The following is a 21042-nucleotide window of genomic DNA, read 5'->3' on the forward strand; positions in this document are numbered from 1 at the left end:
GGAGATTAGGCCGAGAGGGAGATGCAATGAGCTTTTTGACCCTTTCCGGAATTTCCCGCCACTACGGCAAGTTCGCGGCTGTCGACAATTTCAACTTGGCGATTGAAAAGGGCGAGTTCATTTCGCTTCTCGGTCCTTCCGGCTGCGGCAAGACCACGACCTTGCAGATGATCGCCGGGCTGGTGACGCCGACGGCAGGTTCCATCACGCTTGACGGACGTGAAATCACGCGCCTCGCTCCGGCCAAGCGTGAACTGGGCGTCGTTTTCCAGAGCTATGCACTCTTCCCGCATATGACGGTGGCGCAGAATGTGAGCTTCGGCCTCGAAATGCGCAAGGTGCCAAAGGCAGAGCGCGAAAAGCGCGTTCGCGACGTGCTGGAACTGGTGCATCTCAGCGCACTTGCCGATCGTTACCCGCGTGAAATGTCGGGCGGTCAGCGCCAGCGTGTGGCCATTGCCCGTGCGCTGGTCATCAATCCGCCGGTATTGCTGCTCGACGAGCCGCTTTCCAATCTCGATGCGCAGCTGCGTGAAGAAATGCAGTTCGAGCTGCGCCGCATCCAGCGCACTGTCGGCATTACCACCATCATGGTCACGCATGATCAGGCCGAAGCGCTTTCGATCAGCGATCGCATCGTGGTTATGGAAAAGGGCGTCATCACGCAGGTCGATGCGCCCTACAAGCTCTATGAGCATCCGCATAACCACTTCATTTCCAACTTCGTCGGCAAGTCGAACTTCCTGAAGGCGCGCGCTGAAGGCGATATGATCGCGCTGGCCGAAACGACAATCCGCTTCCCTGCAAATGGCAGACAGGTTTCCGGCGAGCTTTCCGTCTTCATCCGTCCTGAAAAGGTGCAGCTCGTTGCAGCGGGTGAGGGGCATGTCGCCGGTGAAGTGACGACGCGCTACTTCATGGGTGCGCAGTGGCTGCTCGGCGTGACAACGCCTGCGGGCCAGCTTTCGGTGGCCCTGCCCAATCTCGGCAACCCGCCGCCATCGGAAGGCACATCGGTCGGCCTTAGCTGGAACCATGAGGATTGCCGTATCCTCACCGCAGGGGTGAACTGAACATGTCGGCCGTCACCTCACAGGATACATCCGCCGCGCCCAAAGGGCAGCGCGATCTGACGCCGCTCTTTCTGGTCGGGCCGTCGACGCTTCTGTTCTTCGCGCTGGTGCTGCTGCCGCTCGGTCTCACCGTGCTGCTTTCATTCAACAGCTACAGCTATGACAAGGGCATCGAGAACGTCTACACGCTTGCCAATTATACGCAGGTTCTCAAAGACCCCTATTACCTCTCGATCTTCTGGCGCACGCTCAAGCTGGCGCTGATCACAACCGTCATCACGGTGCTGATCGGTGTGCCCGAGGCCTATATTCTTTCCAATATGCGCAAGCCATGGCGCTCGATCTTCCTTTTGGTCATCATCGGCCCGCTTCTGGTTTCGGTCGTGGTCCGCACATTTGGCTGGAGCATGTTGCTGGGGCGCAATGGCCTCGTGAACAGCGCGCTCGACATGGTCGGCCTGCCGACGACGCAAATCCTCTACAGCGAGACAGCCATCGTCATCGGTCTGGTGCATATCATGCTGCCATTCATGGTGATTCCGGTCTGGACCGTGCTGCAAAAGCTCGATCCGTCGGTGGAAGCCGCAGCGCTGACACTCGGCGCATCGCGCCTGACAGCACTTCGCCGTGTGGTGTTTCCGCAGGCAGTGCTTGGCATCCTGTCGGGCAGTCTCATCGTGTTTGCGCTTTCGGCCAGCTCTTTTGCCATTCCGGGCCTGCTCGGCGGGCGTCGTCTCAAGATGGCGGCAACGGTTGTCTATGACGAGTTTTTGATCGAGCTGAACTGGCCGCTGGGTGCTGCCATCGCCATCATCGTTCTGGTCGCCAATCTCGTGATCATGATTGCCTATAATCGTCTGCTCGAAGGGCAGGCCAAGAAGAAGCTGGGATAGAGCCATGACGAAGAACGGTCCTTTCGCTCTTTTCTTCCACACGCTGATCGTCATCTTCATGCTGGCGCCGATGGTTGTGGTGTGTCTGGTGGCCTTCACGCCGGAAAACACGCTGACAATGCCGTGGAACGGCCTTTCACTGCGCTGGTTCGCTGCCGTGTTTGCGCACAATGATTTCATGACCTCGTTCTATAACAGCGTGCAGCTGGCTTTCTTCTCGGCATCCATTTCGACGCTTCTGGCCGTGCCATCGGGGCTCGCGATTGCTCAGTATAATTTCCGTGGTCGCGATGCGTTGAACGCGCTTTTCCTGTCGCCGCTCATCATCCCGCATCTGGTTCTGGGCGTTGCATTCCTGCGCCTGTTCTCGCTGATGGGCTTTACCGGCTCCTTCGTCTGGCTGGTTGCGGCACATTCGATTGTCGTCACGCCCTATGCGCTGCGCCTTATCCTTGCTTCGCTTGGCAGCATGGATCGCAATGCGGAAAATGCGGCGCGCACGCTGGGTGCCGGTGAATGGACCGTGTTCCGTCGCGTCACCTTGCCATTGCTTGTGCCGGGTCTGTCGGGCGGCTGGCTGCTTGCCTTCATCAATTCGTTCGACGAACTCACCATGTCGATCTTCGTGACCTCGCCGTCCACGGTCACGCTGCCGGTCCGCATGTATATGTATGCCAGCGAATCCATCGACCCGATGATGGCAGCGGTGTCGGCCCTGATGATCCTCGTCGCCACCGTGACCATGATTATCATCGATCGCATGTTCGGCCTCGACCGGCTGCTGGTGGGCAAGGGTTGAGCAGGCAGATCATGACGATCCCGGTTTCCCCTTCGGCGGCTCAGTTCCGCAGACGGTATCGGCTGACTGAGCAGCCGATCAGCTTCTCGCTTGACGGCGTTTCCTTCGAGGGACGCCGTGGCGATACCGTGCTGACCGCCATTCTCTCCGTGCAGGGAAAGCTGCGTCATACCGAGTTTACCGGTGAGCCGCGGGCAGGCTTCTGCCTGATCGGCGCATGTCAGGATTGCCACGTCATGACGGCTGATGGCCACAAGCTTCGTGCATGCACCACGCTTCTGGAAGACGGCATGGCCTTTGTGACGGAGCCCGCGATATGAGTGCGGTTCCCAATCCGGTCATTGTGGGCGCTGGTCCTGCGGGCATTCGCGCCGCCGAAACGCTGGTCAAGGCGGGTCTCAAGCCTATCGTGCTCGACGAAGGTTTTCGTTCCGGTGGTCAGATCTATCGTCGCCCGCCGCTCGATGACGGGCGCAGCTATCGAAGCCGTTACGGGTCGGAAGCGCATAAGGCCGAAGCGCTGCACAAAACCTTCGACGCGTTGCGTAGCGTAATCGACTATCGCCCGGAAACACTGGTCTGGAATATCACGCGCGGTGAGGGTGATCGTCTCGATCTCCTGACCAAGGGTGTGCATAGCCAGCTGCCTTACAGCCATCTCATTCTGGCGACGGGTGCGACTGATCGGGTTCTGCCGTTCAAAGGCTGGACCAAGCCCGGCGTCTATACGCTTGGTGCATCACAGACCGCACTCAAGGCGCAAGGCTGCACGGTTGGCGAACGCGTGGTGTTCATGGGTTCAGGTCCGCTGCTTTATCTGGTCGCCTGGCAATATCATCATGCCGGTGCGAAGGTTGCAGCCGTGCTCGACACAGCGCCCTTCGCTTCAAAGTTTCATCTGGCACATCTGGCGCTCTATGCACCGCGCATTGTCGCTCTCGGCGCTTATTACGGCCTGCGACTGAAGCTTGGTGGCGTGCCGATCCATTATAATGTGCGACCAGATGAAGTTCTGGGCGAGGGCCATGTCGAAGTCATTCGCTATCGCACGGGCAAGCGTGTTCGCGAGGTTGAATGCGATGCGCTGGCCTATGGTTTTGCGCTGCGTCCCGAAACCCAGCTTGCCGATCTCGCCGGTTGCGAATTCCGCTTTGAAGAACGTGACCGCGCATGGCTTCCTGCTGCCGACAAGCTCGGCCGTTCAAGCCGCGAAGGTGTTTACGTGGCGGGCGATGGCGCGGGCATCGCGGGTGCGGATGCTGCTGAAATTCGTGGGTCATTGGCCGCGATGGCCTTGCTGCGCGACAGGAGCCTGCCGTTTGACGAAGGCACCGAACGCGGCCTTCTCGCAAAGCTCGATCATATCTATCGCGAGCGCCTGATCGTCGAAAAAGCTTTCCCGTTCCCGCGCGACTGGTTCGATACAATCGCAGGCGATGTCACGCTTTGCCGTTGCGAAGAAATCGCGGTGCGTGATGCCAAGACGGTTATCGGCAAGGGTGATGTGCGCGAGATCAACCGGCTCAAGGCGCTTACCCGTGTGGGGATGGGGCGTTGTCAGGGGCGCATGTGTACCGCTGCCGCCGCAGAACTTCTGGCGTCGATGCAGGACAAGGCGCCCGCAGAAGCGGGCCGCATCCGCGCCCAGGCACCGGTCAAGCCGATCCCGCTTGGCTTTGGCGCTCCGGCCAGAGAAGGCGCTTCGTCATGACAAAGCATCTTCAGGCCGATGTGGTCATTATTGGCGGCGGGATTGTTGGCGGTTCGGCGGCGCTTTTCATGCGTCAGGCCGGGCTGTCGGTCATTCTGCTCGACAAAGGCTTTTGCGGGGCGCAGGCAAGCGGCGTCAATTATGGCGGCGTTCGCAGGCAGGGTCGCGCGCCGGAACAGCTGCCGCTCGCACAGCGTTCGCACGCATTGTGGGCGCGTCTGCCGGAACTTATCGGCATCGATGGCGAATATATCCGCAGCGGCCATTTGAAACTTGCCCGCACGGAGGCGCATTTTGCAAAGCTTGAAGCCTATGCGGCTACAGTGCAGCCGCTTGGGCTCGATGTCGAGCTGATCGGTGGCAATGCCGTGCGAGAGCGTTTCCCATGGCTTCCGGGCAACGTCGCGGGTGCTTCGCTCTGCGCGGAAGATGGCCACGCCAATCCGCGTCTGGTCGCGCCTGCCTTTGCCCGCGCAGCACTTGCTGCCGGTGCCACGGTGCTGGAAAACACCCCGGTCATCGAAGCGCGTGAAACCGGCGATGGTTTTGCCATTCTGGCGGGAAACGGTATCGAAATCCGCTCGCGTCTCCTGTTCAATTGCGCCGGTGCATGGTCGGATCAGTTTGCGGCTTCATTTGGCGAGCCGGTGCCGCTCCAGCGCATCTATCCATCGATGGTTGTAACCGAGCCAATGCCGTTTCGCCTGCCGCTGAGCCTTGGCGAAGAGGGTGGCGGCTTCTATGGCCGTCAGGTCACGCGCGGCAATTATGTCATGGGCGGCGGACGCGGCACGCCGCTTGAAAACCCGGATTTTTCGCGGCCTTCGGTCAATGCGGCTTCATCGGTGATGCTGCGCGCCATCGAACTTTTCCCGCATCTGAAAAACGCCCAGGTTATCCGTTTCTGGTCCGGCACTGAATCGGAAATGCCGGACGACAATCCGGTGATCGGGCCAAGCAGCCGGGTCAAAAATCTCTTTCACGCCTTTGGATTTTGCGGCGCCGGTTTCCAGACCGGCCCGGCTGTGGGCGCCGTTCTTTGCGATCTCGCCGTTAAAGGCGAGACGGAAACACCGATCGATGCATTCCGCATCGACCGGTTCGATAAAAACTCAAACCACAAAGGGGAGTAGCATGAAAACTCAATTCACTAACAAGGCCATCACCAAGTCCGCCCTGTTGGCGCTCGGCCTGTCGGTCGCCTTTGCTTCCGCCGCATCGGCTGAAACCAAGACGCTCTATATCGGCATGAATGGCGGCAATATGGAGAAGGCCTATACCGAGCACGTTCTGCCGGAATTCGAAAAGGCCAATGACGTGAAGGTCGTTGTCGTGCCGGGCACTTCGGCGGATATTCTCGCCAAGGCAACCGCGCAGAAAGACAATCCGCAGATGCATGTCATGCTGCTCGACGACGGCGTCATGGTGCGCGCGATCAGTTCCGGCCTGTGCCAGAAGATTTCGGATGATCCGGTTCTGGCTGACATTCAGCCTGCCGCACGCCTCAAGGACGACATGGCCATCGGCATCGATATGGGCATGACCGGCATTGCCTATAACAAGAAGCTTTTCGACGAAAAGGGCTGGGCAGCACCGACCTCGTGGATGGACTTTGCCGACGAAAAATATGCGAACGCCGTCGTGTTCCAGTCGGCTTCCGCTTCGACTTTCGGCCTCCATGCCTTCCTGATGTTCAACCGCATTCAGGGCGGTGATGAAAAGAACCTCGAGCCGGGCTTCGAAAAATTCCCGGGCACAATCGGCAAGAACGTTCTGGAATACATTCCGTCATCGGCCAAGATTTCGGAAATGGTGCAGACCGGCGAGGCAGCGATCTTCCCGCTGACGCCGACGGGCGTCAACAATCTGAAGGCCAAGGGCATTCCGGTTGAATATGCACAGCCGAAGGAAGGCTCTGTCGTCCTCGCCGTGACCGAATGCGTGCTCGCAGGCAACAACGAACCGGAACTGAGCCAGAAGCTTGCTCACTATCTGCTTTCCGCCGATGCGCAGAGCAAGGCGCTCGACCATGGCAACCTCATTCCGTCGAACCAGAAGGCGAAGGCCGGTACGCCCGATGCGCAAGCCAAGCTCGACGCTTTCAACGGTTACATGAAGACAGCCAATACGCTCGACTGGGATGCCGTCAATGAAGGTCGCCAGCAGCTCAACAGCCGCTGGAACCGCACCATCGAAAAGTAAGATCAATATATGATCTGAGAAGCTCGCCTCGGGAAACCGGGGCGGGCTTTTTGCTGGAAAGCCGCTTACGCATCGCCCGCTGATATTGTAGCTTGCCCGCAAATCATCCGGGCAAATCGATGGATCGGGGCAAGCGTGAAAAAAGCGGCAGCATTCGCATTCCTTGGAATTCTGGTGGCGGCACCTGCACTTGCCGAAGATAATTGGAAAGCCGTCGAGGAAATCAAGACCTACGCCATTGCCGGGAAAACCGGTCCCGAACTTTATGAATCCATCGGCGAGCGTGGCCCGAAGATCGGCGGCGGCAAAACCCGCGTCATAGCCCATACCAGCTATGTGCTGACCTGGGACCGGAAGTTCGACCGCTCCAACAATGCCTGCACGATCCTGTCCGCCACGCCGAAGCTGAAGATCACCTATACGCTGCCGAAGCCCTCGCAGAAGCTCAATTCCCCGGTGAAAGAACACTGGGAAACTTTCTCCGAAGGCATCCGCAAGCATGAGCTTGTGCATGGCGACCATGCCAAGGACATGACGCGCGAGATCGTGCGCCGGACCGTTGGCCTGTCGGTTCCAAACGATCCGAAATGCCAGAAAATCCGCAAGGTGCTGATCAAGGAAATCACCGATATGGTGGACGTCCAGCGCGCTCAGGGCCGCGCCTTCGACAAGGTCGAGATGGGCAATGGGGGCAATGTCCATCAGCTTATTCTGGCGCTGGTGAACGGTGGCTGATTTTTCGTCAATAGCCTGTGCTTCGCACAGAAATCCGCTCTTTTGAACCAGATGGAACATTTCTGATATCCTTGTAATAAAGGCTTTCATGCGTTTGTTCAAACAGAACCGATTGACTTCCTAACCAGTTAGTACATTTTAGAGAGATGGCGCAGCTGACCGATGCGATTCCGTTCTGAAGCGGGATGGATGAGGAGGATTGATTGCTGGTCACGATGAGGCACATGCCGGAGACCGGAATGGTTTTCTGGCAGGGCTTTCGTTGCGATGGTCGGCCCGGATCGGTCAAGGACTGTGGGGAAAGCGATGTTTCGCCTCGGGATGTATGGGACATCCCGCCGGTGATGCCGGGTCGCTTTCACCCGAAACCCGAAAAGGGGCGGCAGTCTTTAAGTAATGCGCCGGGAGGAGGAACATGAAAGCTTTAGTCGATTTCTATTTTACCGCGGCGCGGTTCGCCATTGCCTGCCTTCTTGGTTGCATGGTCGTGCTCGTGTTCGGCAATGTGGTGCTGCGCTATGCCTTCAATCAGGGCATAACGGTTTCAGAAGAACTGTCGCGCATCTTCTTCATCTGGCTCACCTTTCTTGGCGCAGTGGTCGCCATGCGCGACCATGCGCATCTGGGCGTGGATTCGCTGGTGCGCCGCCTGTCGCCTACGGGCGCGCGCATTGCGCTGGTCGCCGGCCATATCATGATGTTCGGCGCGACATGGCTGGTTCTTTCGGGAAGCTGGACGCAGACACTCATCAATATTCCGACGCTGGCCCCGGCGACAGGCATGTCGATGGGCTGGTTTTATGGCGCAGGGCTGGCCTTTGCAGTCCCCGCACTCCTGATCATTGCGTGGAACGGTTTCGGCATCGCAACCGGGCGGATCGATGTCGCCGGGACGCATTTCGTGACGGATAGCGAGGAGCATGTCACGCCCGTCTCGACCGATGAAAATCGCAAGTAGGGCGCGCCGACCATGACCTTGCTCATCTTTCTTGCCGCCCTTCTGGTTCCGATGGCGCTTGGCGTCCCTGTTGCCTTCGCGCTCATCATCAGCGGTGCGGCGCTGATGATGTATATGGATTTGTTCGACGCCCAGATCGTGGCGCAGAACGTGCTGAACGGCGCCGACAGTTTTCCGCTGATGGCCGTTCCGTTCTTCCTGCTTGCCGGGGAAATCATGAATGCGGGCGGCCTTTCGCGTCGCATCGTCAATCTGGCGCTGGTCATGGTGGGGCATGTGCGCGGCGGTCTCGGTTTCGTCGCGATCTTTGCAGCCTGTGTGATCGCAAGCCTTTCGGGTTCGGCAGTTGCCGATGCGGCAGCGCTCGGCGCATTGCTGTTTCCGATGATGCGCAATGCCGGACACGAGCCGGGTCGCGCCGCCGGGCTGATCGCCTCGGCATCGATCATTGCTCCGGTCATCCCGCCCTCTATCGGTTTCATCCTGTTTGGCGTGGTCGGCGGCGTTTCGATCACCAAACTGTTCCTGGCGGGGATTTTCCCCGGCCTGATGATTGCCGTTGCGCTGTGCGTGACCTGGTTCATCCTCGCGCGTCGCGAACAGTTCGAACTGCCGAAGAAAGCTGAACCCGGTGCACGGATGCGGGCTTTCCTCGACAGTATCTGGGCCTTGATGCTGCCGGTCATCATCATTGTCGGCCTTCGCTTCGGTGTGTTCACGCCGACGGAAGCGGGCGTGGTTGCCGCTGTCTATTCGCTGTTCGTCGCAACCGTGATCTATCGGGAATTGCCGCTTTCAAGGCTCTATCCGGCAATGGTCGATGCAGCGAAAACGACCGCCGTGGTGATGTTCCTCGTTGCCAGCGCCAGCGTTTCGGCCTGGATGATTACGGTTGCCGATGTGCCGGGTGAACTGGCCGAACTTGTGCGGCCTTTGATGGATAACCAGACGCTGCTGCTGCTTGCCATCATGCTCTTGGTTGTTCTCGTCGGCATGGCCATGGACATGACCCCGACAATCCTGATCCTGACGCCGGTGCTGATGCCGATCATCAAGGAGGCGGGCATCGATCCGGTCTATTTCGGTGTGCTGTTCATCATCAACAATTCCATCGGCCTCATCACCCCGCCTGTCGGCACGGTGCTGAATGTGGTGTGCGGCGTCGCGCGCCTGCCGTTTGAGAAGGTGATGACGGGCGTGCTGCCGTTTCTGATTGCGCAGCTGGTGGTGCTTTTCCTGATGGTACTGTTCCCGCAACTGGTGACGGTCCCGATGAACTGGTTCCATTAAATCAGAGCATGTCTCCCGAAAGTGGAAACCGGTTTCGGGAGACATGCGTAAAAACAGAGACAGAATTTTTGAGTGGGAGGAAGACATGAAGAAAATACTGAAGACAATGGCACTGGGCGTGGTGCTGCCGCTGGCACTGATGACGACCACCGCCATGGCTGAAATCCGTTCGCAGACAATCAAGTTTGCTGCCGCCAACAGCAAGGGCCATCCGCAGGTCACGGGCATGGAGAAATTTGCCGAGCTGGTGAAGGAAAAGAGCGGCGGGCAGATCAATGTGAAACTGTTCCCCGGCGGTGTTCTGGGCAGCGATCCGCAGACGCTTTCCGGCTTGCAGGGCGGCGTCGTGGAAATGACGGTGATGAATGCGGGCATCCTGTCCAGCACCGTCAAGGCATTCGAAGCGGTTGATTTGCCATTCCTGTTCAACAGCGGCGAGGAAGCCGACAAGGTCATGGATGGCCCCTTCGGCACCAATTTGATGAAACGCCTGCCCGATACGGGTCTGATCGGGCTTGCCTATTGGGAACTCGGTTTCCGCAATCTGACCAACAACCGTCATCCGGTCGCAAAGCTGGAGGATATTGCCGGGCTGAAGATCCGCACCCTGCAATCGCCGGTTCCGGTTGCCCTGTTCAATGCACTTGGCGCCAATGCGGTGCCGCTGCCCTATACCGAGCTTTATACGGCGCTTGAAACCGGTACGGTGGATGGGCAGGAAAATCCCAATGCCAACATCATCAATGCCAAATTCTACGAAGTGCAGAAATATCTGACACTGACCCGCCACCAGTATAATCCGCAGATCGTCATGATCAGCAAGAAGTTCTGGGATCGCCTCAACGATGAGGAAAAAGCGGTGATCGAACAGGCGGCGGTCGAGGCGCGGGACTATCAGCGCAAGGTCTCGCGCGAGCAGGATGCGACGGCGCTGGACGAGATCAAGAAGACCGGCATGCAGGTTACCGAGCTTACGCCGGAAGAAACCACGCGCCTGCGCGATGCGGTAAAGCCGATCATCGACAAGTTTACCGCCGAAATCGGTGCAGAAACGGTCGATGAACTCTTTGCCGAATTGAAGAAGGTACGCGGCGAAAACTAAAACAGTACGGCTGAATATCTTGCCGATACTGAACTAGATGGTTCCGGGCCGATTTGTCCGGAACCGCCAGTGGACTCCGGTCTGGCCGGAGACAGGAGTGTGACATGAGGACTTCGATAGCAACCGTCTCCATCAGCGGCGATCTCCAGCAGAAACTGGGGGCCATCGCCAAAGCCGGTTTCGACGGGGTCGAGATTTTCGAGAACGATTTTCTCACCTTTGACGAAAGCCCGCGTCAGGTGGGCCAGATGGCGCGCGACCTTGGCCTGGAGATCACACTTTTCCAGCCATTCCGTGATTTTGAAGGTATGCCGGAGCCTTTGCGCAGCCGCACTTTCGATCGGGCGGAACGCAAGTTCGACCTCATGCAGGAGCTGGGTACCGATCTCGTTCTGGTCTGCTCCAACGTGTCGCCAGCTGCCATTGGTGGCATCGACCGCGCCGCGGACGATTTTCGCGAGCTTGGCGAAAGAGCGGCACGGCGCAATCTGCGCGTCGGTTATGAGGCCCTCGCCTGGGGTCGCCATATCAGCGACCATCGCGATGCATGGGAGATCGTGCGCCGCGCCGATCATCCCAATGTCGGCCTTATCCTCGACAGTTTTCATACTCTGGCGCGCAAGATCGACGTGAACTCGATCCGCTCCATTCCGAAGGACAAGCTTTTCATCATCCAGATGGCCGACGCGCCACTGATCGATATGGATCTGCTTTACTGGAGCCGCCATTATCGCAACATGCCGGGCGAGGGCGACCTGCCGGTGCTGGATTTCATGCGTGCGGTGGCTGCGACCGGCTATGACGGTTATTTCTCGCTCGAAATCTTCAACGACCAGTTCCGTGGCGGATCGCCAGCCACCATCGCCGCCGACGGACGCCGCTCGCTGATCTATCTTGGCGATCAGGTTCGCCGGGTCGAGCCGGACAACAAATTGACGGTTGCTGCCATGCCGCCCCGCGCAAAGGTGCACCGTGTCGGCTTTGTCGAGTTTGCCACCCATGCCGATGATGCCGAACAGCTGGTTTCCGCAGTTGGTGCGCTGGGCTTCAAACTCGCTGGCAGGCATCGCACGAAGGACGTTGCGCTCTACCGGCAGGGCGACATCAACCTCGTCATCAATACGGATACGCGCGGCTTCGCCAGCTCGGCCTATGCCGTCCATGGCACTGCTGCCTATGCCATGGCGCTCGTCGTGGACGATGCGGCTGAGGCCCATGCCCGCGCAGTGGCCATGGGCGCGGAAAGTTTTGAGCAACCGCTCGATCCGGGCGAAATCGGTATGCCCGCCATTCGTGGCGTTGGCGGCGGGCTGGTCTATTTCCTCGATGAGAAGACCGATCTCGGCCGTATCTTTGATATCGAGTTCGAGCCGGTCGCAGGCAATGATACAGGGACCAGTGTCGGTCTCACCCATATCGATCACGTTGCCCAGACGATGAAGTTCGATGAACTTCTGACCTGGCTGCTTTTCTATACTTCGCTCACGGAATCGCGGAAGTCGCCCATGGTCGATATCGTCGATCCGGGCGGTGTCGTGCGCAGTCAGGTGGTGGAAAACGACGAGGGAACGCTGCGCATCACGCTCAACGGTGCGGAAAACCGTCGCACACTGGCCGGTCGCTTCATTGCCGAGACCTTCGGGTCGGGCATCCAGCATCTGGCCTTTGCGACGGATGATATCTTCGCGACGGCTGCGGCTTTGCGCGACAACGGCTTCCATACGCTGGAAATCTCGCCGAATTATTACGACGATCTGGAAGCACGTCTCGGTCTCGATCCGGAGTTCACCGACCGGCTCAAGGCCGCGAACGTGCTTTATGATCGCGACGAGAGCGGGGAATATTTCCAGCTTTACAGCCCGACCGACGATCAGGGCTTCTTTTTCGAAGTCGTGCAGAGGCGAGGCTACAAGGGATATGGCGCAGCCAATGCGATCTTCCGCATTGCGGCGCTGCGGCGATACATGCGTCCGGCGGGCATGCCAAAAAGTGCTGTGGCACTCTGAACGCTGAAGGGGGAGGACTATGGCAAAGGCACTCGCCAAGGCGCAGCCGCGCAAGAACGATCCTGACGCAACGCGCGAGAATATTCTCGATGTCGCAGCGCGGGAGTTCGTGGCATCGGGTTTCTCCGGCGCGCGCGTGGATGAAATCGCGGCGCAGACCCGCACGTCCAAGCGCATGATCTACTATTACTTCGGCAGCAAGGATGGGCTTTATCTCGCCGTTCTGGAACGGGCCTATGGCAAGATACGCACGCTTGAAAGCTCACTGTCGCTTGACGATCAGGACCCGGAATCCGCCATGCGCAGTCTGGTGGAAAGCACTTTCGACCATGACGATGCCAATCCGGATTTCGTGCGGCTCGTTGCGGTGGAAAATATTCACCGCGCCGAACATATGGAACGCTCCGATGTTCTGTCGCGCCAGAATGTAACCATTCTGGAAACGATCGAGAAAATCCTTGAGCGAGGGCGCGAGCAGGGCATCTTTCAACGGCGCATTTCAGCGCTCGACCTTCACATGCTGATCAGTGCGCAATGCTTCTTCCGTGTGTCCAACAGACATACGTTCGGCGCGATTTTCGGCACCGATCTGATGGCCTCCGACGTGAAGGCACGGCATCGCCGCCTGATCAGCGATACGATCATCGCTCTTTTGAAAAGCCCGGAATAACGAGGATCGACATATCGTCCGATCCTGCGGAGATGAGAATTGATAAGTGAAGTGACCAAACGTCGTGTGCATGTGGGTCTGATCGGCGCAAATATTCAACGTTCGCTTTCGCCGGCAATGCATATGCGGGAAGGCGAGGCCGCCGGGCTGGCCTATCGCTACGACATTATTGACATCGCCGAGAACGGGCGTTCGGAACGCGATCTGCCAGCCCTTGTCGCGGAGGCTGACGCTGCAGGATTTGCCGGGCTCAATATCACCCATCCCTGCAAGCAGGCTGCGGTGGCGCTGGTCGATGAACTTTCGCCCCATGCCTTGGCCCTGCAATCAATCAACACGGTGGTGTTTTCCGACGGCAGGCGCATCGGTCACAATACCGACTGGTGGGGCTACGCTGAAGGGTTTCGCCGCGGCCTGCCGGATGCATCGTTGGAGCGTGTCGTGTTGCTCGGTGCAGGCGGGGCGGGCGTTGCCGTTGCCTATGCGCTGGCGGAAATGGGCGCACGGGAGGTCCACATCTTCGACCTCGATGCCGCGAAGGTCGATGCGGTAATTGGCAAGCTTGTCTCGGTGCAGCCGCAATGCTGTTTCATTGCCGGGGCCGATCTGGAGGAGACACTGGCACAGGCCTCGGGTCTGGTCCATGCAACGCCAACGGGCATGGACGCGCATCCGGGTCTGCCGCTTGCGCCTGAGCTGGTGCAGCCGCACCTCTGGGTTTCGGACATTGTTTATTTCCCTCTGCAGACGGCGCTTGTCCGGCTTGCCAGGGAGCGCGGATGCCGCGTGCTCGACGGCGGCGGCATGGCTGTGTTTCAGGCGGTCGGCGCGTTTGAACTCTTCAGTGGCATCAAGGCCGAGCCGGACCGAATGCTCGCCCATTTCGCGCAGTTGCAGGCGCGGAGCTAGTCTGTTCCCAGTTTGTCATTTCAATAGGCGCGTCGGAAACCGACGCGCCTTTTTCCGTTCAGAAATTTTCTGGAATTGATGACGCGCTGCTCCAAGATCGTTCATTAAAAATATTCAGATTGTTGACAATATTTCGAACGCGTGTTTAGCTTGAATATCCTTTCTCCGCCAAATGAGGGAAAGGTAAAGCTAAGTAAGGGGAACTAAAATGATCAATAGACGCGCAGTTGTTAAGACTGCGGCGCTAGGCGCCGTTTCTATATTTGCGCTCATGTCCGCGTCGGCCTCCCAGGCAGCGGACAAGGAGCTGAAGATCGGTTTCGTCGGTGTCACCAGCGGCCCTGCGGCGGCCTGGGGCACATCCAATGTTCGCTCGATGCAGGTTCGTGCCGACTGGCTCAACGAGCAGGGCGGCGTGAAGATTGGCGACGATACCTACAAGATCAAAGTCGTTACCTTCGATGACCAGAAAGACCCGAAGCGCGCCATCGCCGGCATGGAAAAGATGGCACAGGAAGGCATTCACTACGTCGTGGGTCCGAATGTGGATGACGGCGCCGCTGCCGTCCGCCCGGTGGCGGAAGCCAAGGGCATCATCTATTTCCCTTATTCCTTCCCGAAGGAACTTTATACGCCACCAGCGTCCAATGCTGTTCTCGGCATGATTGCCAACTATCAGTCCGGCCCAGCGATCTATAAATATCTGAAGGAAAACAAAGGCATCAAGACGGTGGCCTTTGTGGCGGCCAATGAATCCGATCCGCTCAGCCAGCGCGACAGCGGTATCGAGGCAGCCAAGGCGCTCGGTCTTGAAGTCGTCTCCACCAACGACGCCTATCAGAACGATACGCGCGACTTCACGCCTGTTCTGACGCCGATTGTCATGCAGAAGCCGGACCTGCTGGTTCTGTCGGGCGTTGCGCCGGGCAATGCGCCGTTGCTGATCCGCGCTGCGCGCGAGCTTGGTTATCAGGGCTTCATTTCCACCGAAACCGCGCAGGACGCCAAGGTTCTGGAAGAAGGTGCAGGCGAACTCGCCAATGGCTTCATCTCGGTGGGTGGCGCTTCCACGCCTGAAATCGCATCCGACGTGATGAAGGAATTCGTCGACCGTTACACCAAGGCCTATGGCGAATATAATGACGAGTCCAACACCAAGGTCTATGCGCTCGAATACATTGTCGAGACGCTGAAGGCCAACCCGGCTGCGGTCGACAATGTCGAGGAATTCAAGAAGACGGTGGACACGTTCTCCGCGCCCAATCCTTTCGTCAAGGGCGATGGCGACGGTTCCAAGCTGACCTATGTCGGCACCTCGTCCTTCACGCAGAAGCGCCAGCTCGGTATTCCGATGGTTGTGACAGAATACAAGGACGGCAAGTTTGAAACGCTTTTCGTCGGCCAGGTCGATTAACCGATAGGCCTGTGAAAAGCCCGAAGCGGAAGAGGGGTACTTCTGCTTCGGGCCTCCCAATCGCTAGAGCGCATCCCGAAAAGTGCGAAGCGGCTTTCGGAATAAGATGCGCGTTAAAACAAACAGTTAGAGCGTTTCCAATGGCTCATGCCAAACGGGAAATGCTTCAGGAACTGTCACGGAGTTTTGGGCCTGCCTTGCAGTTTACCCGACACTTCGCACGAGGGAGTCTGCCTTCATGGAACAAGTGATAGCCAATGGGCTATATCTGGGTGCGCAATATGCACTGATCGCGTTGGGACTGACGCTGATCTTCGCGCTCATGAACGTCCTCAATTTTGCGCACGGCCAGATGTATGTGCTGGGCGGTTTTGTCACCTATACGGTTTACGGACAGCTTGGCCTGCCGTTTGTTGTCGCTCTTCTGGCTTCCGCGGTCACTTTGATGATCGTTGGTGCGCTGATTGAAAAATTTCTCTTCCGACCGGTCATCAAGCGAAGTCTGCGCGATGAAAGCACGATGCTGCTTGCTGCGGCCGTCGCTTTCTTTCTGGATGCGGTGATCCTGCTTCTGTTCGGTGAAAAGCAACGCGGCGTGCCGAAGATCGTCAATGGCGTGTTCGTCTCCGACAGCCTGATCATGCCTTATGACCGCATTCTGATCGGTGTGCTTGCCGTGGTCTTCATCGCGGCTTTCGTTCTTTTCATGCAATACACCAAACCCGGTCGCGCCATGCGCGCACTTGCCCAGGACCGCGTGGCCGCGCAGTTGATGGGTGTGAATGTCGATCGTTATTCAATGATCGGCTTCGCGCTGGGGGCAATGCTTGCAGGTCTGGTGGGCGGGTTGCTGGTCGCGATTACCGGCGTCAATTCCGGCATCGGCGGCGCCATCTCCATCAAGGCTTTCATGATGGTGATGATCGGCGGCGCAGGCGTCGTGAGCGGTGCCATTGCTGGCGGCTTCATCCTCGGCATGATGGAATCCGTCGGGCTGACGGTGCTGCGCTCCTATGGCGACATCACCTATCTCGTCATCTTCGCCGCATTGATGGTGTTCCTGAGCATCCGTCCGAACGGGCTCATGGGCAAGCCGTGGGGTTGAGGGGGCAATCATGACAAAGACAACAAAGCTTATCGGCGTTGCCGCCTTTCTGGCCCTGATCTTCATCGGTATTCCGGTCCTGATCGAGGCAACCGGACGGCACGACCTTTACTATACGCTCACTTCGGTGGCGCTTCTCTCCATCGTCAGTGGCGGGGTGTGGCTCACCTTCTATATAGGTCGCATCAATATCGGCCAGGGTGCCTATGCTCTTATGGGCGGCTATGTGTCGGCGATCCTGATGGTGAAATATGGCGTCTCCTTCTGGCTGACGCTTCCTCTGGCCGGACTGTTCTGCGCTTTCGCCAGCATCCTGATCGGCATTCCGATCCTGCGGCTTCGCGGCGTCTATTTCGCCATGGTCACGCTGGTTCTGACCGAAGTTGCCCGTCTTCTGGCGATGGCGCTGCCCATCACCAATGGCGCCAAGGGCATGGTCAGCATTCCGATGCCGGGTGGCATATCGCTTTTCGGCCTGACCATCCTGCCGGATTTCGCAACATTGCAGAACCCGCGCGCGGCCTTCTATTTCGTATCCATTGTGCTGATGGTGCTGTGCTTCGCGGGGCTTTATCGCCTCATCAATTCGCGCATCGGTGGTCTTTGCCAGTCGTTGCAGCAAAATGAGGAGCTTGCCTCGTCGATTGGCGTCAACATCACCAATCTGCGTGTGCTGGCCTATGCGATCTCGTCCTTCCTCGGCGGGCTTGGCGGTGCGATGTTCGTGGCGATCTCGCAGTCGATCTATCCGTCGAGCTTCACCGTCACGGACTCGGTCAATTTCATGCTCAACTGCTTCCTGGGCGGGCTTGGCTATGTCTTCGGTCCGATCATTGGAACCTTCGTCCTCTATTTCGGCTGGGACTTCCTGTTCCAGACCGGCAAGTTCCAGCTTCTGATCTTCTCCAGCGTTCTCATCATCCTGATGCTGTTCCTGCCTAACGGGCTTCTCAGCCTCAGACTGACCGGAAAGAAGGGAGCAGGATCATGAGCGATCTTCTTGAAGTCAAAAGCGTTACCAAACGTTTCGGCGGTCTGGTGGCGGTCAACGATGTCTCCTTTTCGGTGCGTGAAAAGGAAATCCTGTCGGTCATCGGGCCGAATGGCGCGGGCAAATCCACGCTGTTCAAGCTGATCGCCTCATTTCTCACGCCCACCTCCGGGGAAGTCCGCTTCAAGGGTGAGCGCATTTCCGGTCTGGCACCGCATATCGTGGCGCGAAAGGGCGTGGTGCGCACCTTCCAGGAAACGACGATCTTCAAGGGCATGACAGTGCGCGACAATGTGATTGTCGGCCACCATCTGCGCGCCAAGGCGAGTTTCCTCGGCTGTTATGTGGGGTCAAGCCTTGCTCGCCGGGATCAGGAGGAATTCGGACGCTCTGCCGACGAAATCCTGCAGTTTCTCGGCCTGTGGAAGCAGCGGGACGAGGTTGCGCAGAACCTGCCGCATGGTCACTTGCGGGCGCTTGGCATTGCCATCGGTCTCGCCACGGAGCCGAAAATCCTGCTTCTGGATGAACCCTTTGCCGGGATGAACCATGACGAAACCGTCAAGGCGGTGGAAATGGTGCGGGCGGTCCGTGACCGGGGTGTCACGGTGCTGCTGGTGGAACATGACATGCCGGCGGTGATGAATATTTCCGACCGGATCGTCGTCATCAATTTCGGCCAGAAGATCGCGGAAGGAACGCCGAAACAGATCCAGGAAAACGAGAAAGTGATCGAAGCCTATCTCGGCGCAGAAGACGAAACGATTGGATATTGACCATGGCAGAGCTTCTCAAAGTTTCCGATGCCGAACTCTATTACGATCACGTCTATGCGCTGAAAGGCGTTTCGCTGAGCGTTCAGGAGGGAGAGACAGTCGCGCTGATCGGCGCCAATGGTGCGGGCAAATCCTCGATCCTGCGGGCGATCACGGGGCTGAAAAAGATCCGCAAGGGCGAAATCCATTATGAGGGCCGCCGGATCGACGGCACCCGGTCGGACGAGATCGTCAAGATGGGGATTGCCATGGTACCGGAAGGCCGCCGCGTCTTTCCCTATATGAGCGTGCGCGACAATCTGATGATGGGGGCGTTCACCCGTTCCAGCAAGGCGGATATCGCCAACACGCTGGAGATGGTTCTGGGGCGGTTCCCGCGCCTGAAGGAACGCTATTCGCAGGCCGCAGGCACAATGAGCGGCGGCGAGCAGCAGATGCTGGTCATTGGGCGTGCGCTCATGGCCAAACCGAAGCTTTTGCTGCTGGACGAGCCGTCTCTCGGAGTCGCACCCAAACTGGTGCAGGATATCGCCCGCTCCATTGTCGCCATCAACCGCGACGAAAAGGTGAGCGTTCTTCTGGTCGAGCAGAATTCACGCATGGCGCTCCGCATCTCGCAGCGCGCCTATGCCCTGACGACCGGAAAGATCGTCCTGTCCGGCAATTCGGAAGAACTGGCGACGGATGATCGCGTCACGAAACTCTATCTGGGCGGGGAAATCTGACCGCCGGTATTGCAGACTAGGCAGAGCGTCCGAAAGACGCTCTGGACCATCCAGAACGAAAACAAATATTTCGATGGTTCGAGGAAAATGGAAATACTTGTCATCAACCCCAATACAACTGCATCGATGACGCACAAGATCGGCGAGGCTGCACGCAGCGTGGCAGGTGCCGGCACGACAATCATCGCGAGCAATCCCGCCGACGGTCCGCCGAGCATCGAAGGATATTTCGACGAGGTTTTTGCCATTCCTGGCATGATCGGGGAAATGCAGAAGCGCCCGACCGCCGATGCCTGCGTCATTGCCTGTTTCGACGATACCGGCCTTGATGCAGCGCGCTGTGCCGGAACCATGCCGGTGATCGGCATCGGCGAGGCGGCTTTTCACATGGCAAGCCTGATTGCCGGAAAGTTCAGCGTTGTCACCACATTGTCGCGTTCGGTGCCTGCAATCGAGCATAACCTGTCCCGCTATGGTCTCATGTCACGTTGCGCCCGTGTTCGGGCCAGCGACGTGGCCGTGCTTGACCTCGAAATTCCGGGATCAGACGCGCGCAACAAGGTCTCGAACGAGATCGCGAAGGCCATTCGGGAAGACCATGCCGAAGCGATTGTGCTTGGTTGTGCGGGCATGGCCGACCTTGCTGCTTCTCTGTCCAGAGAGCATGGGCTGCCGGTCATCGACGGCGTGACCTGTGCGGTGAAACTGTGTGAAAGCCTTGTCGGTCTCGGCTTGAAAACATCGAAACTGGGTGGCTATCAGCTGCCGCGAATGAAGGATTTTCAAGGTATTTTTGAACCTTTTTCGCCCCAGAATTGACGTTCAGATGATTTCAGCCGGGTTTGTGCATCAAAACTCGCGACATTGTTGACACTCGCCGGACCTGTGTTCGATATGTAAGGAAATTGATAGAGGATTTGCGGATGCAGTATCGACCGATTGCATCTGCCATTTGAACAGCTTCTACTGGATGATGATGAACCTGGCTGCGACGAACATGACAGACCAAAACGGCGGGAATGTGCGTTGGCTTCCGGTCTATAACGGCTTGCGTGAGGCGGTCGTCAGCCATCGTCTGCTTCCGGGCACCAAGTTGCCGGAGGACGAGCTGGCGACGATCTATTCCGTCAGCCGTGCCTTTGTTCGCTCCGCCCTGCAGGCGCTGGCGCATGACAGGCTGGTGCGTCTGGAACCCAATCGCGGTGCCTTCGTTGCCGAACCCTCGCGCGAGGAAGCGCGTGAAGTGTTCGAGGCGCGCTTGCTGATCGAGCCGGAGGTGGCTTCGCTTGCAGCGAAGGTCATCAAGCCCCAGCAGGTCAAGCAGCTGCGCCAGCATCTCCATGACGAGCATGAAGCACTTCATGCCGGACGCGACAGCGAGGCGATCATGCTGTCGGCGCTTTTCCATACGCATCTGGCCGAAATTTCGGGACACTCGATCCTGGCGGGTTTTGTCGGCGATCTGCTGCCGCGTTCCTCGCTCATCATTTCGCTCTATTGGGAACGGCGCGAGACGACCTGCCAGAGCGACGCGCATCACGCGCTGGTCGATGCCATCGAAGAGCACAGGAGCGACGACGCTGCGGCCTTGATGAAGACCCATATTCTTGATCTTCTGGCGGGCCTCAATCTCGAGCGCGTTGAAAAAGAACAGAAGCGTCTGTCCGATATTCTGCGTTAGAG

General features: G+C 58.2%; 21 protein-coding genes. All 21 read left to right on the forward strand.

Annotated features, from left to right (window positions below):
• The first annotated feature begins 26 nt into the window (after positions 1 to 26).
• The 21 genes from LJ361_RS11290 (at position 27) to LJ361_RS11390 (ending at position 21040) form a co-directional block, all read left to right on the forward strand.
• Positions 27 to 1073 (forward strand): ABC transporter ATP-binding protein, encoded by a 1047-nt coding sequence (locus LJ361_RS11290; protein ID WP_029928672.1) that lies wholly within the window; start codon positions 27 to 29, stop codon positions 1071 to 1073.
• A 2-nt stretch (positions 1074 to 1075) separates the two neighbouring features.
• The gene (locus LJ361_RS11295; RefSeq protein WP_010660555.1) at positions 1076 to 1966 is read left to right on the forward strand and encodes an ABC transporter permease; all 891 of its coding nucleotides are present in this window, start codon (positions 1076 to 1078) and stop codon (positions 1964 to 1966) included.
• A gap of 4 nt (positions 1967 to 1970) precedes the next feature.
• Positions 1971 to 2765 (forward strand): ABC transporter permease, encoded by a 795-nt coding sequence (locus tag LJ361_RS11300; RefSeq protein ID WP_010660556.1) that lies wholly within the window; start codon positions 1971 to 1973, stop codon positions 2763 to 2765.
• 11 nt (positions 2766 to 2776) lie between these two features.
• Complete coding sequence (locus LJ361_RS11305; protein WP_010660557.1) at positions 2777 to 3085, forward strand: (2Fe-2S)-binding protein; 309 nt, start codon at positions 2777 to 2779, stop codon at positions 3083 to 3085.
• Entirely contained in the window at positions 3082 to 4476 is a 1395-nt protein-coding gene (locus LJ361_RS11310) for an NAD(P)/FAD-dependent oxidoreductase (protein ID WP_264811540.1), read from the forward strand. The genes LJ361_RS11305 and LJ361_RS11310 overlap by 4 nt, the downstream gene beginning before the upstream one ends.
• Positions 4473 to 5609, forward strand: coding sequence for an NAD(P)/FAD-dependent oxidoreductase (locus LJ361_RS11315; protein ID WP_010660559.1), 1137 nt, complete (start codon positions 4473 to 4475; stop codon positions 5607 to 5609). The genes LJ361_RS11310 and LJ361_RS11315 overlap by 4 nt, the downstream gene beginning before the upstream one ends.
• A 1-nt stretch (position 5610) precedes the next feature.
• Positions 5611 to 6678 (forward strand): ABC transporter substrate-binding protein, encoded by a 1068-nt coding sequence (locus LJ361_RS11320; RefSeq protein WP_010660560.1) that lies wholly within the window; start codon positions 5611 to 5613, stop codon positions 6676 to 6678.
• A gap of 135 nt (positions 6679 to 6813) precedes the next feature.
• Positions 6814 to 7413 (forward strand): DUF922 domain-containing Zn-dependent protease, encoded by a 600-nt coding sequence (locus LJ361_RS11325; protein ID WP_010660561.1) that lies wholly within the window; start codon positions 6814 to 6816, stop codon positions 7411 to 7413.
• Positions 7414 to 7828: 415 nt separating this feature from the next.
• Positions 7829 to 8371 carry a TRAP transporter small permease gene (locus LJ361_RS11330; RefSeq protein ID WP_010660562.1) on the forward strand — a complete coding sequence of 181 codons (543 nt, stop codon included), beginning with the start codon at positions 7829 to 7831 and terminating at the stop codon, positions 8369 to 8371.
• A gap of 12 nt (positions 8372 to 8383) precedes the next feature.
• Positions 8384 to 9661 (forward strand): TRAP transporter large permease subunit, encoded by a 1278-nt coding sequence (locus LJ361_RS11335; RefSeq protein WP_010660563.1) that lies wholly within the window; start codon positions 8384 to 8386, stop codon positions 9659 to 9661.
• Between the two features lie 85 nt (positions 9662 to 9746).
• On the forward strand, positions 9747 to 10763 hold the full coding sequence (locus LJ361_RS11340; RefSeq protein ID WP_010660564.1) for a TRAP transporter substrate-binding protein: 1017 nt from the start codon (positions 9747 to 9749) through the stop codon (positions 10761 to 10763).
• 104 nt (positions 10764 to 10867) lie between these two features.
• The gene (locus LJ361_RS11345) at positions 10868 to 12769 is read left to right on the forward strand and encodes a bifunctional sugar phosphate isomerase/epimerase/4-hydroxyphenylpyruvate dioxygenase family protein (protein ID WP_151665165.1); all 1902 of its coding nucleotides are present in this window, start codon (positions 10868 to 10870) and stop codon (positions 12767 to 12769) included.
• A 19-nt stretch (positions 12770 to 12788) separates the two neighbouring features.
• Positions 12789 to 13439 (forward strand): TetR/AcrR family transcriptional regulator, encoded by a 651-nt coding sequence (locus LJ361_RS11350; RefSeq protein ID WP_010660566.1) that lies wholly within the window; start codon positions 12789 to 12791, stop codon positions 13437 to 13439.
• Between the two features lie 39 nt (positions 13440 to 13478).
• Positions 13479 to 14348 carry a shikimate dehydrogenase gene (locus tag LJ361_RS11355; protein WP_151665164.1) on the forward strand — a complete coding sequence of 290 codons (870 nt, stop codon included), beginning with the start codon at positions 13479 to 13481 and terminating at the stop codon, positions 14346 to 14348.
• Between the two features lie 208 nt (positions 14349 to 14556).
• Complete coding sequence (locus tag LJ361_RS11360; RefSeq protein WP_010660568.1) at positions 14557 to 15762, forward strand: ABC transporter substrate-binding protein; 1206 nt, start codon at positions 14557 to 14559, stop codon at positions 15760 to 15762.
• A 238-nt stretch (positions 15763 to 16000) separates the two neighbouring features.
• Positions 16001 to 16867, forward strand: a complete 867-nt coding sequence (locus tag LJ361_RS11365; protein WP_010660569.1) for a branched-chain amino acid ABC transporter permease — start codon at positions 16001 to 16003, stop codon at positions 16865 to 16867.
• Between the two features lie 10 nt (positions 16868 to 16877).
• Entirely contained in the window at positions 16878 to 17858 is a 981-nt protein-coding gene (locus LJ361_RS11370; protein ID WP_010660570.1) for a branched-chain amino acid ABC transporter permease, read from the forward strand.
• Positions 17855 to 18634: an ABC transporter ATP-binding protein gene (locus LJ361_RS11375; RefSeq protein ID WP_012093692.1), complete on the forward strand. Its 780-nt coding sequence runs from the start codon at positions 17855 to 17857 to the stop codon at positions 18632 to 18634. Before LJ361_RS11370 ends, LJ361_RS11375 begins: the two co-directional genes overlap by 4 nt.
• 2 nt (positions 18635 to 18636) lie before the next feature.
• Entirely contained in the window at positions 18637 to 19359 is a 723-nt protein-coding gene (locus LJ361_RS11380; RefSeq protein WP_029928694.1) for an ABC transporter ATP-binding protein, read from the forward strand.
• Between the two features lie 87 nt (positions 19360 to 19446).
• Positions 19447 to 20178, forward strand: a complete 732-nt coding sequence (locus LJ361_RS11385) for an aspartate/glutamate racemase family protein (RefSeq protein ID WP_012093691.1) — start codon at positions 19447 to 19449, stop codon at positions 20176 to 20178.
• 157 nt (positions 20179 to 20335) lie between these two features.
• A complete protein-coding gene (locus LJ361_RS11390) occupies positions 20336 to 21040 on the forward strand; it encodes a GntR family transcriptional regulator (protein ID WP_029928696.1) in 705 nt (234 codons plus the stop codon).
• Positions 21041 to 21042: the final 2 nt, after the last annotated feature.

The sequence above is a fragment of the Brucella sp. JSBI001 genome (assembly GCF_026014005.1).
Taxonomy (GTDB): Bacteria; Pseudomonadota; Alphaproteobacteria; order Rhizobiales; family Rhizobiaceae; genus Brucella; species Brucella anthropi.